6 protein-coding genes are annotated in these 13,503 nt (G+C 55.0%); all 6 read left to right on the top strand.

The window, feature by feature from the left end; all coding sequences use genetic code 11:
* The first annotated feature begins 669 nt into the window (after positions 1-669).
* The 6 genes from GE107_RS07530 (at position 670) to GE107_RS07505 (ending at position 13,350) form a co-directional block, all read left to right on the top strand.
* Positions 670-2,679 (top strand): DUF5693 family protein, encoded by a 2,010-nt coding sequence (locus GE107_RS07530; RefSeq protein WP_255570336.1) that lies wholly within the window; start codon positions 670-672, stop codon positions 2,677-2,679.
* Positions 2,679-3,965, top strand: a complete 1,287-nt coding sequence (locus GE107_RS07525) for a polysaccharide pyruvyl transferase family protein (RefSeq protein WP_219639080.1) — start codon at positions 2,679-2,681, stop codon at positions 3,963-3,965. Before GE107_RS07530 ends, GE107_RS07525 begins: the two co-directional genes overlap by 1 nt.
* Before the next feature lie 101 nt (positions 3,966-4,066).
* Positions 4,067-4,768, top strand: a complete 702-nt coding sequence (locus GE107_RS07520; protein WP_255570335.1) for a WecB/TagA/CpsF family glycosyltransferase — start codon at positions 4,067-4,069, stop codon at positions 4,766-4,768.
* Between the two features lie 147 nt (positions 4,769-4,915).
* Positions 4,916-6,046, top strand: coding sequence for a glycosyltransferase family 4 protein (locus GE107_RS07515; protein ID WP_219639364.1), 1,131 nt, complete (start codon positions 4,916-4,918; stop codon positions 6,044-6,046).
* 195 nt (positions 6,047-6,241) lie between these two features.
* Positions 6,242-9,937: an S-layer homology domain-containing protein gene (locus tag GE107_RS07510; RefSeq protein ID WP_219639078.1), complete on the top strand. Its 3,696-nt coding sequence runs from the start codon at positions 6,242-6,244 to the stop codon at positions 9,935-9,937.
* Positions 9,938-10,401: 464 nt separating this feature from the next.
* Entirely contained in the window at positions 10,402-13,350 is a 2,949-nt protein-coding gene (locus tag GE107_RS07505) for an S-layer homology domain-containing protein (RefSeq protein ID WP_219639077.1), read from the top strand.
* Positions 13,351-13,503: the final 153 nt, after the last annotated feature.

Genomic DNA, 13,503 nt, shown 5'->3' with positions numbered 1-13,503 from the left:
GATCGCGGGTGAGCGAGGCGAAATAGCGGCGCACAGACGCGAATTCGCGGGATCGCGGGTGAGCGAGGCGAAATAGCGGCACACAGACGCGAATTCGCGGGATCGCGGATGTGCGAGGCGAAATAGCGGCGCACAGACGCTAATTCGCGGGATCGCGGATGTGCGAGGCGAAATAGTGGCGCACAGACGCGAATTCGCGGGATCGCGGGTGAGCGAGGCGAAATAGCGGCGCTAAGTTGGTGCCGAAATCGCCAGTGCGCTTACAAAGCGAGCAGGATTGGTGCAGAGGACCAAGCAGCGTTGAGCTGACAACCGAGGCATGCGATTTTGGCGCGGCAGAGCAACAAGATGGCCAACGTGTTTGATAGCGGATTCGAAGTCACCATGAAACCGAGAGCGAGCAGTTGCCGAATATGAGACCATTAGCGGCAGAAATGCCGCTAATTTTTGCGAGTGCGGCACGGGTGCCGAGAGGCGCGGCTGCACAGGGAGGACCACAGCACGACTGTCCCGTTCCCCGATGGAATCAACGACGTTAGCCCAACATCATAATGGACTCATCTTGAAGGAGTGACGGTTGTGCCTCAGTGGTTGAACAGAGTGAATCGCAAATCGGCAGGCTGGCTGTGGTGGCTGGTGCTCTTGGGCGTCATCGCATCGCTGCCGGTCATGTACGCCAGGTCCCAGACGGAATCTTCCGCCGACCAGACGGCGATCGTCATCGATTACCGTGATCTGCTGCAAATCGGGGCGGGGAAGGCCGATCCCGAAGCGACCGTGAAGCACGAGCTGAACCGGCTCATGCAGGCCGGAGTGAACGGGGCGGTCGTGTACGAGAGCACGCTGGAGGAGTTCGGCTGGGCGGGCGAAACCGAGGTATACAGCGCTGCGGAAGCCGCCGCCTTGCAAGGCCGGGTGCCGGACAAGAACGACAACCGCACTTATGTGCTGTTTTTGAATCCGGACCATGCCGCCGAGATCGAGGGGATCGTCCGGGAAGGGTTCGAAGCGCACGGCGTGACCGTGTCGGACTGGGCGATGGACGGCCGCAAGGGCGTCATTCTCGACATCGGCAAGGACGACGCCATGCTCCGGCCGATGCAGCCGAATCCGATCGAGATCCGGCAGCTCAGGGACTTGGGGCTGTGGGTCGTACCGCGGCTTTCGGACCGGTTTGAACCGTTCAACGCGGAGCGGCTTGACGCTTGGCTGAAATCGTTCAAGGCGGCGGGCATCGACCGCATCACGTTCGACGGGGACGCCGTTCCCGGATTCAGCGAGGAATCGCCGGGGCCGGGCAAGCCGGACGGCGTGCAGCGGTTCGCGTACATGCTGCAGAACAACGGGATCGGCATCGCTTCTTTCGAGAATTTGAAAACGCCGGTCCAAGGTTTGGGCAAGCTGGCCAAACTGATCGACTATAACGTGATCCGCGCCCATTCCGTGACCGACCAGGAGATGGCCGTGATCAAGACCGACGCCTTGGAGGACCGGATCCTGCTGGCCGTGAAGGATCGCAACATCCGCATGGTATTCTTGAACGCGATTCCGTCGAGGGATGCTTTGAAGGGCAAATTGACGAATCCGCTCGATACGATCGTGGACGCGCTGCAAGGCGAGAAAGTCGAATCGGGCCAGGCGGCGGGCGGAGCGGCGGAAGGCGAAAATCATGGGTTGAGCGGAGGAGCCGTGCAGGGTCTCAAACACTTCGGCTTCACGTTCGGCGTGCCTCACGCGTTCCAGGTGCATCATGCCCCTGCGGAAACCCTCCTGCGCGGGCTCGCCATGCTGGGCGGGATCGCGCTCGTGTCCATCGTCGTCGGGATGTTCCTTCCGTCGCTCATCGCGCTCGCTTTCGCGGCGGGCGTGGTTGGCGGCGCGGGATTGTACGTGCTGAAGCCCACGTTGATGGTGCAGTCGCTTGCGTTGTTCGCCGCGATCGCGGCGCCGACGGCCGCCGTGATCCTGCTCGTGCGCAGGCTGCGCGCGAACCGCTCGGACGGGCTCAGCGCGGGACGGCGCTTGGGCAGCGCGGTTTTGCTGTACTTGAGGACGGCATTGCTCTCCATGGCGGCGATCCCGATCGTGGTGGCGCTGCTCAATCATATTTCGTATAATCTGGTGCTTCAGCAGTTCCGGGGCGTGAGCCTGCTTCATGCGGCGCCGATTGCGCTCGCGGCCGTGTACGTGTTCCTGTACGGTCCGGGCGGATCGGTGATTGGAAACGCGCGCCGGATTTTGATGACGCCGATCACGGTGTTCTGGATCGCGGCGATCGGCGTGCTGGGCGCGGCGGGCTTGTACTACATGTCCCGGACCGGCAACGCGGGCACGGTGTCGGGCATCGAGCTCACGTTCCGCTCGCTGCTCGAGAATACGTTCGGGGTGCGTCCGCGGACGAAGGAGTTCCTGCTGGGGCACCCGATCATGCTGGCGGGCATTTTCCTGACGCTGCGGTATCGCTATGCGTCGTTCCTGCTCGTACTCGGCACGATCGCGCAGTTGTCGATGGTCGATACGTTCGCGCACATCCATACGCCGCTGGCGCTTTCGATTGCGCGCGTGCTGCTCGGGCTGGGACTCGGCTTGCTGATCGGCCTCGTGCTGATCGCGGTTTGGCAGGTCGGGGAGCGGATTTGGAAACGGTTCGGGCTTGGCGAGCTTCGGGAGGCGAAGTGATGCGTCTCGTTCTGTCTGGGTACTACGGGTTTAAAAACAGCGGAGACGAGGCGGTGCTGAAAAGCATCCTGACGGCTTTGGAGCACGCGGGCAAGGAACGCGGCGTGAGGGTGGAGCCGGTCGTGCTGTCGGGCGATCCGGATTGGACAAGCCGGCAGTACGGCGTGGAAGCCGTGCCGCGTTTGAAGCTGGGGGCGGTGCGGGCTGCGCTGCGCTCGAGCGACGGGCTCATCAGCGGCGGGGGAAGCCTGCTGCAGGACGCCACCGGGCTCGGGTCGATTCCGTATTATTTGGGGATCATGGAAATGGCCCGTTGGTGCGGGAAGCCGACTTTCGTGTACGCGCAAGGCATCGGCCCGGTGAACCGGTCGATATTCCGCTGGCCGATCGCGCGGGCGTTCCGCAAGGCGGCCTATGTGTCGGTGCGCGACGAGGAGTCGGCGGCGCTGCTGCGGCAGTTCGGCGTGCCGGGCGAGCGCGTCGAGGTCGTGCCGGATCCGGTCATGGGCCTTCCCATGCCGGGAGAGGCGGTCGGCGGATCGGTCGCCGGTGGCGCAGCTTCGGCGACGGCTTCGGGCTCGGGCGTTTCTAGGGGCGAAGGTGTGGCGGAGCTTGCGGGCGTCTCCGATCAAGGCGGAGCCGGAGCCGATTGCGCGCGAACTGGGGTGCTGTCGGAGAGCGCCGGTCGAAGTGGAGGCGAAGGGGAGGCGCCGCTCGCGGGGACGCGCGAGCGGGAGGATGCGGACGGGCCGGCGTTGGTCGGCGTGTCCGTCCGTTTTTGGCGCGGCGACCGCGCGGACCTGGACCGCGCGGCGGCCGCGCTGGAAGCGCTGGCCGGACGGCGGAGCGTCCGGCTGCGCTTCTTGCCGTTCCATCACGGCCTGGACGAGGATGCGTCCCGGTACGTGATGGAACGGCTCGCGAGCGCGCGCGTGGCGTGCGAGCTTGCGCCGGCGCACGACGAGCCGCAGGCGATGTTGGGCGAGGTGGGGCGGTGCCGGCTGCTGTTCGGCATGCGGCTGCACTCGCTCATCTATGCCGCCAACCGCGAAGTGCCGCTGCTCGGTCTCTCGTACGATCCGAAAATCGACCAATTTTTGGCCCGGATCGGACAGAAAGCGATCGGTTCCACGGAAGCGCTCGATCCCGCCATTTTCGCGGACCGAGCCGCCCGCTTGTTGGACGATCCCGATGCATGGCGTATATCCGCGGGGGGCTCTATCGACCGGTTGAAAAAAGAAGCCATCCGTCCCGCGCAACAAATTTTGGATTACAAACGTATTTAACACAGATGAATGGGGAGGGTGCCGCCGAGGTGAGTTCCGGTATCGCATCGCAGACACGGGCATTCCCGACGGTGACGCTGTACGGCGTCCCGTTTTCGAAAATGAACATGGAACAAACGGTCCGCTACCTGGTGGATGCCGTGGAATCCCGCCGTACGCACCGCATCGTGACAGGCAACCCGATCATGCTCATGGCCGGCCTGGAGGATCCTTCGTTCCACCGCGCCTTGCAGACCGCCGATCTCGTGGTCCCGGACGGGGCCGGGGTCGTGTGGGCCGCCCGCCATGTCGGCCAGCCGGTTCAGGAGCGCGTCGCCGGGTTCGATCTCATGCACGAGCTCCTACGCGAAGGTGACTTGCGCGGCTGGAAGGTGTACCTGCTCGGCACGACCGAGGAAACGATATCAGCGGCTCACGCGAATCTGCAGCGGCAATATCCGGGCGTCCGTTTCGTCGGGTACCGGGATGGGTATTTTACGGAAAATGAGGATGCGTCGGTCGTGGCGGCGATCCGGGAAGCGGATCCGGACCTGCTGTTCGTGGCGCGTTCGCTGACGACGCAGGAGCCATGGCTGGCGAAATACGAAAGCGCGCTGCAAGTACCGGTGATGATGGGCGTCGGCGGGAGCTTCGACGTCATTGCCGGCAAGCTGAAGCGGGCGCCGAAGCTTTTCCGGAAAATGCATCTCGAATGGTTTTACCGCTTGCTTCAGGAACCGGCCCGCTACCGGAGAATGCTGGTTTTGCCCCGATTTGCGCTGAAAGTGATGAGGGACGGAGATAAGGTCCTCAAACAAGGCTAATGCCTCGTGAAAACATCATGAAAATCGCGAAAATGAACCAATTTGCCGGAAAACGACAGGATAACCGCCTTGTTGACTTCCGGGCGCCGGGTTTATAATTCTAACCGGTGCTTATAAAAGGGGAGTTAATCGATGCCAACTGGCTTCATGATCGGAATCGGTATATCCGGATTCATCGCTTCGCTCGCGCTCGCACTCTTACTTACGCCGCTTGTCAAGAAATTCGCGTTCCGCGTCGGCGCGGTCGACGTGCCGAACGCCCGGAAAGTCCACTCGCGCATCATGCCGCGCCTAGGCGGCCTCGCGATCTACGCGTCTTTCGCATTGGTCGTGCTTCTTCTCTTGAACTTCATTCCGAACAACTTGATGATGGCCAGCAACCGCAACCTGATCGGCGCCCTCCTCACGGGAGGCACGTTGATCATCTTGCTGGGCGCGCTGGACGACCGGTTCGACCTGAACGCGAAGCTGAAGTTTCTCGTCCAGATCGGGGTCGCGTGCGTCGTCGTTTTCGGCTTCGATATCAAAATGAACATCGTCAACATCCCGTTCGGATCCGCCATGCAGCCGCTGGGCGAATGGATCGGGATCCCGCTCACGATCTTCTGGATCGTCGGCGTCACGAACGCGATCAACCTGATCGACGGGCTCGACGGCCTCGCGGCCGGCGTCTCCGCCATCGCCATCGCCAGCATCATGGGCATGGGGATCATCATGGGCAACGGCACGGTCGTGCTTCTGGCCATCGTGCTGCTCGGCAGCATTTTGGGTTTTCTCGTCTTCAACTTCCATCCCGCGAAAATATTCATGGGCGACTCGGGCGCGCTGTTCCTCGGCTTCAGCCTGGCGATGCTGTCCATGTTAGGGTTTAAGCAAATCACGGTGCTGTCCTTCGTGACCCCGCTGCTTATCATCGGCGTACCGCTCTCGGACACGTTCTTCGCGATCGTTCGCCGCTGGGTGAACAAGAAACCGCTGATGAAGGCCGACAAGGGCCATCTTCATCACTGCTTGCAGCAGCTGGGCTTCAGCCACCGCAAGACGGTTCTCGTCATCTACGGAATCGCCGCGTTCTTCGGCGGCTGCGCAGTACTGCAATCGGCGCTGACCAAGACCGGCTTCGGCAACTGGGTGACGTTCATCGTCATCTGCGTGCTGGTGTTCCTGCTGCAGATCGGAGCGGAGCTCATTGGTATCGTCGACAAGTCGCGGCGCCCGGTGATCAACTTCTTCGCAAGGCGTCTGATGAAGCCGCAGACGGAGAGCCGTTCGAAGTGATCGTTATATGAATCCCGACCCCGAAGCCAGTAACGCTATCGGGGTTTTCGTTGTGCGTGCACAATGAAGCCTTTCGTTTTTATGGGCACGCGGTCTCATTTTTAATTCGCCGGCTAAACAATCGGGCGCAGACGTCCGATAAGGTAAATACATATGGGATTTATTTGAACCAAGTTCAGCGAGGAGGATTTACTTTTGAAACCCAATCGACTGCGCATTACTTTGTGGCTGCTTATCGTGGCTCTAGTCTTGCCGACGCTGCCCATGAGCCCGTCGATAACGAATGCTGCGCCTTCCGTGTACTTCCAATTCCGCGACTTCAGCACGGATCAGACCGCGCCCACCGACGTGAACAGCAACATCACGGATATCGCGGGAACGTTCAGCGGGGTAACGGCATCATCCATTTCGTATAAAATCGAGCAATTGGTCAACGGCAAGGCTGTACAAACGACCGTTGGATCCACAAGACCAACCATAACCGGAAACAGCTTCCTCTTTTCGGGTGTCAGTCTGTACGATGGATTAAACCGTATTTCCATCACCGGGGTGAATACGACAGGCAATGCCGTATCGGGAGATGCCTATGTCAATTTCAACAATGTCCCTGTCATTACGGAGATAAAATTGGCAGACGGACGAGACCTGGCAGACGGCGCGACCGTGGTCACCACGCGCTCCTCCGAAGCGATTAATATTAAAGCCCCTAACGCGACAGAAGTAACGATTAACGGGACCCAAATGATCGGGGGCTCCGGTTCTACGTTCGTATTGTCTAATATTGGGTTGACCCCTGGGCAAAACAAATTGGTCATTGTGGCGCGAAACGCTACGAAGACGTACCAACAAACCCGCTATTTGGCTTACTACAACGGCAACTTCACTGCATATGACATTCAAGCCGGCACGCAGCCCTTGGATGGCAATCCGACATTCAGTACTGCTCAAAACAACGTGCCCGTTACCGGTAAAGTTATCGTCAGCAGCACCTCCCCCGCGCCGAATATTACAGTTTCGCTGAAGAACGGTGCTACTACTGTCGCGACAGTCACCGATGCTGCCCCCGTTTCGGTCGGAACGGGCACCGGTTACGTGATTTATTCATTCACGACGGGGAACTTGACGATCGATACGACCGGCGATTATACGCTTACCGTGACGAATACGACACCGACGCCAAATACTGACTTCCCGATTACTTTTAAGTTTCGTGACAGTACATCACCATTTATTACCGACGTTCAGCAAGCTTATAACGTTACGGAAGGGACGCCTGTTTCCTATACGTCCTTCAGTTCTTTTCCGAACAATTCGACCGTGTTCAAAACTCCTTTTTGGATGGTGTTGAACACAGGGAACTTCTCCGCTTCTGGGGGGACCACAACGGTTACCGCAACGCAAGGCGGGAACCCAGTTCCTTCCGGTTCATTCACTTATGATGCGACTTTCAGGAATCAAAACGATCAGCCAGTGATCAAAATCACCAATATGCCAAGTGGAACGATTACGCTTACTTTTAAGATTACAAGCGGTGGCAAATCGGACACGATTACCCGAACTTTGACCTTTACGCCTGCACCGTCCATTCAGTTGGACAATTTGTTTGACGGCATGACTTGGACGAACGATTTTGTCAGTTCGGACCGCTTTAATGGAACATTGGTCAACTTCAATTTAACAAACGATGACGAACTAGATACACTCAAATTGAATTTCAACGGAATCGACTATGATTTGTTGCCTGCAAGCGCGCCTAGGACGACAACTTCAGGCGGTTTCAGTTTCGATCCCTATTCCAAGGGACTTCATCTAGTCCCCGGTCCGAATACTCTGATCTTCAAAGGGGTTGCGAACGGGGTTCCGGTATCCACGACTTTAACGTTATATTACGTCTCGGGAACGAACCCTAGTATCTCAAACATGTTTCCGGTTCCGTTCGTCGTGGATCCGACTGTGGATACTACGCCTCCGGTAAAGCGGCAGTTCAGCGATACGTTGTCCAAGTTCGTTTCTACCGGCACCAAGCAGTACAACACGACGGAGAAAAAACTCGATTTGATTTTCGATGTCGCAAATGCGACGGACATGGAAGTCCAAGTCGATGGAAATAGCTTGGCAACCGTATCTTTAAACAGTACGTCAACTCCTGCTAAATTGAACATCAACGATACGAATGCGACGGACGGCATTGGGCTTTGCTTTGAAGTCGTTGTGGGCTCAGTTAATCAATGTCTCACTTCCATCGACAACACGAGCCCGGTGAAACTTCGTCTCTGGAACGTCGGATTGCCGCAATCGGGTGCAACCAGCATTACGGTAATCGTCCGTGCGGGAACGGTATCGGTCAGCGAGACCGTGACGATCATTCGTGACCTATCGCCGTATATTGTCTTGTCTCCTAAGCTTCCGGAGGAAAGTGTCATTAATGCGAACTTCCTGAAGATCAGCATCAAGGCAGAAGGAGCGGATCAGGTCCTTGTTGGCAAAGTCGAGATGACCAAAGGTCAGGGAGATATTTTCCGCTATGAGCTTAAACCTCTGAAGCCAGGCAACAATACGGTGAAATTTACCGTGGTTCAAGGGAAGCAGAAGATAAATGGCAGCTTTACCGTCAACTATGCGGCCGACAATTCGATTAGTGCTCAATATAAGGCGAAAATCCCGACATCGGGCAAACTGGCTATTTTCAAAAACGACCTCACGTTGTCCTTCCCGAAAAATACATTCCTGCGCCAAGCAAACCTGAATCCGGGACAGGACGTGAAAACGGTCGATTTGTTCGATGCGCAAGAACTGTACTTTGGCATCGCCGACCGGACAGATGGGCGAGCTGTGAAGAAATATAACGCAGTCGGCGAACAGGACCCTGACGGCAATTATTTGGACGGCACGATTAAGACAATCAGTACCGACGATTTCGCTATCGATCGGATCAGGCCTCTCAACAATTTCAACTTCGCGTCGAATCTGTTTTGGGTGGATGCCGGCTACTTCGATTCATCCAAACCGGATTACACGCTTGTGAATGCAATGGATCCGTTCGCCGCGAACCATATCTTCTATAATCGGGTATTTGAGCCGAACAAATGGTTAGAGCCGTCACAGCGGGGGACGATCACCATTAAGTATGACAGCAACATTCGGGATGCTTTGGCATCCAACCTGAGCGTATGGCGGTACACTTCCAGCGGATGGATCAATGTAGGAGGCGTAACGAACACCAAGAACAAGACGGTTACCGCTTCATTCGACGGTTTCGGTTATTACGCGGTAATGGCTCTTCGATATAGCTACAGCGATATTATTGGACACCCTTATGCAAGATTCTCATTGGAAACGATGTTGTCCAAAGGGATTATGGCTAACAAAGATAACAACAATTTCGGGGTGTATGACAATATTACCCGCGGAGAATTTGCCCAGATGCTCGTAAAAGCATTGGACATCCCGCTTGAATACGACCCGAACAACATGACTTTCGACGACGTGTTACCAATCAATTTCCCGGGGGCACTCTGGAACTATCGGTATGTTGAGACCGCGGTAAAGAAAGGCTTTATCCGTGGGAAATCACCCAGATTGTTCTTCCCGAACGACCCCATTACGCGTCAAGAGGCATCCGTTATGGTCGCGCGTGCGCTCAATCTAGTGAAGAGTAACGCGAATGCCGAGAAAGATCTGGCAGCTCTGCAAAAGCAGTTTACCGATGCCAACACCATGGACATCTATGCTGCAAGTTCCGTTCAAGCCGTAGTTAAAGCCAAGTTTATCAGCGGCATCGTGAACACCCAGCCGGCTAAGACTTTCCGTTTCGAGCCGGATTCCTTCTTAAAACGCGCCGATGCGGCCGTGATCACCGAGAAAATCTTGAAAAGTCTGAAGAAGCTTTAATTTCGCGCGGATCGCCTCCTGTTTACGGACGGGAGGCGATCGGATTTGTTCGAACTTGGACGAAAAGGAAAAAGTTAAGCGATGACGAAGACGGTGTCACAAGCTATACTAAAGAGGCTTGAGGGTCGTACATAGTAATACATAATGGAATCTGCGAAAAAAACTTTAACGATTTCCGAATTCGCCGCAACTTTTTCCGAGCAACAGCGTTAAACAACATGTAACAAAAACAACCGGGACCTAAGACCGGGAAGCTACGAATCTCGTAAAATATGCGTTTGCGCTTCATATATTCCTCATGTATAATGGGGGAAGTGGCATATTTTTCCCTGCCTATTTTTGTTTTCTTCGGCAGATTCACTCCGTTTACGAGTTTCTGCGACATGATTCTCCTACATAGGTCTCATGATTGCAGACACAAATTATAGACAATCGCTCAACTCAGGGAAGGGGGTGAAACATCGATGAGAGAATCGAGCTATCAATCTTCCACGCAACACCAACAGATGTTTTCCCAAGGAGGAGAAAAAAAGGTTATGAAGAAAAGTTTATCCGTTCTTCTGTCCGCGGCCCTGGCATTCGGCGCATTCGCGTCCGTTGCTTCGGCAGCTGACCCGGCTACGGCGCAAGAGAAATTCGACGCGCTGAAAGCCAAAGGCATTTTCGCTGGCATGGCCGATGGCAGTGCCGGTCTGAATCAAAATATGACCCGCGCTCAATTCGCTCGCGTTCTTGGCCTTCTCAAGGGCATCAACGTTGACGCTGAGCCGACGGTTCAAACGTTCACGGACGTTGCTAAAACCGCATGGTACTACCAAGAAGTTGAAGCTGCAGTTGCAGCAAATCTTCTGGTAGGTGTCGGCGGCGGTAAATTCAATCCGAATGGCGACGTGACGGTGCAAGAGCTTGCAGTTGCCGCTGCGAAAGCTCTCGGATTGGCTCCGGTAGCCGATGCTAAAGTTGAAGGCGCTGCTGATTGGGCTGCTGGTTACATCAAAGCTCTGATCGACAACGGCATCAACCTGCCGACTACTTACACGGCTGCTGCTACCCGTGAAATCCTTGTTAACGCTTCGTACGAAGTCTACGTGAAAACGCAAGCTCCGGCTAAAGTTTCCGTAGCATCCGCTAAAGCGACCGGTGTTTCCAAGGTAACGGTTACGTTGGACAAAGCTGTCGACACTGCCAAAGCTGTATTGACGCTGAAACGCGGCACGGCTACGGTTGCTACGACCTCGGCTTGGTCCGATGACAAGAAAACCGCTACGCTGACTTTGACGGACACGAAAATCACCGAAGCGGATTACACGGTAACGCTGAGCGGTCTCGCAGCTGAAGAAATCGCTACTGCTACTGCATCTTTCAAAGGCGAGAAAGAAACCGTTTCGAAGCTCGAGTTCGTTTCGGCGACGGACGAAATCGCAACGACGACGAATGCGCGCATTCGGTTGAAAGCTGAGAACCAATACGGCGAGTTCGCTTCTTTTGGTTCCGCTAACTTCACGGTGAACGCTTCGGCTGATTTCTCTCCTTCGCTTACGAAGGACAGCGATGGTTACCTGGTTATCAAGCTGAACACCAAAGCTGCCGTTGATGCAAACAAAGCTACTTCTGGTCTGACCCAGATTCCGGTATATGTTTACTTCAACGACACGCACCTCACTGCTAACAAGGTGTTCAAACTGGGCTTCGCTCCGTTCGTATCGAAGATGGAGCTCGGCGAAATGAAGTATGATAACGGTAAAACTGCCCTGATCAACGTTGGTGAAACGGCAACTGCCGATGTCAAACTGTTCGACCAATACGGCAACCCTGTTACCGTCAGCCAAAACGTTCTCCAGCAGGTGAACGGTAAGTACTTCAACACTAACATCGTTCCGTATTCCCAATATGCAGTCGTAACGGACGGTGACTTCGATAACGATGACGAGTTTGAAGTTCGCGTTTCGCTGTCGAAGAAAGAAGACAAAGCTTCCACTCACACGTTGACTGTGTATGCTGGTTCCGGCGTTGCCACCACGAAATTCGATGTTGGCACTTCCAAAGTCGCTACGCAACTCGACCTTGAGTTCAACGGTACGCTTGCTCAAGGCGACAGCGGCAAATTGGTAACGCTGAATGCCTATGATGCTAATGGTGACAAGTTGACACCGCAAGAAATCGTCGACAACAAAGATCGCATCACGGTTACTGCGTCCGGCGTAGCATCTGCTCAACTCATAACGGTTGGACCGGACAAAGGCAAAATCCGCCTCGGAGCAACAACCGTGAATGCCAAGTCGTACGTTTTCGTAACGGCAAGCATTCTCTCGCCTAACGTTAACACCTTGAAGACAATGCAAATCGTTGTTGCTGATCCTCGCGTACCTGCTTCCTTGACTGTTGCTAAGAAGCCGGCTGCTAAAGCGGTATTGAACGCAACTTCCGGATTTGACTTCCAGGTTAAAGACCAATATGGCGACAACATCGGCGGCAACACTCCGTCTACCGATTACCGTGTCCAATACGATTACGTTCCGAACGCATCGGGTATCACGGTTTCGGGCGGTACCCTCTCGCTTTCCGTTGCATCCACGGTCTATGAATACACCCTGGACAACGTAAATGCAGATAACAAGCAGTTTAATGCACAAACTGGCATCTTCGGTACTTCTTCTCTGAAAGCAACCTTGCAGCAAAAGGTTGGTTCGGATTGGAGAGACATCGCTACGCCGGTAACGGTATCGATCGAAGCGATCAACCCGGCTCTGGTTCAACTGAACTATAGCATCAGCGACATCACGAGCCTGTATGCTTCGCTGGACAACGCTTCGTTGTTCCCGGCTGCTCCGTATTCCATCCTGGGTGGAAAAACGCAAAAAGAAATTACTTTGACGGTTAAAGACAACGCAGGCAACACCGTTGCTTATCCGGCAAACATCAAAGACGTTACGACTTCGAACAACCTCGTTGCACAAGTTACTACGGGTAGTAATACTGCGTTTGTAACTGGTAACAAAGCTGGCGAAGCTACGGTAACAGCGGTTGTTTACAAAGCTAATGGTGAAACGGCTACGCTGAGCGCTAAAGTAACGGTCAAAAACGATGCGGTTGTGGCTGACTCCTTGTCGTCCGATTCCTCCGAAGATCTCGGAACGGGTAGTGCCCTTGTTGATGCAGGAGCCCTCATGACGGCAAAAGTAAAAGACAACTATGGTATCGAATATGACGCAACCGACATTCAAACGTTCCAAAAACTGCTTGGAATTCGTTACACCGTATCTGACATCACCAACGCTCAAGTGACGATCAATCCGACATCGGGTGTAATTACCGCGTTCACTCAGGTTGACGGAACTAAACCGTATCAGTTTGTAGTGACTGCTACAGCTCCGAACGGTAAATCGACGAGCACGGTATTCTTCGGCGAATAATTATTGCTGAACTGAACAAGGGAAAAGGATGAGGGATGCCTCATCCTTTTCCTTTTTTATGGATGATATCTCCTTTTAGCTTTTAATATACATCTCCATTGGCGAAACTAAATGGCACAATTAAACGTCTATAGTATATAAAGCCAGTGCAGG

It is taken from the genome of Cohnella sp. CFH 77786 (assembly GCF_019400745.1).
Taxonomy (GTDB): Bacteria; Bacillota; Bacilli; order Paenibacillales; family Paenibacillaceae; genus Cohnella.
Note: the sequence above shows the minus strand (reverse complement) of the source record. Positions and strands in the feature narration are given on the sequence as shown.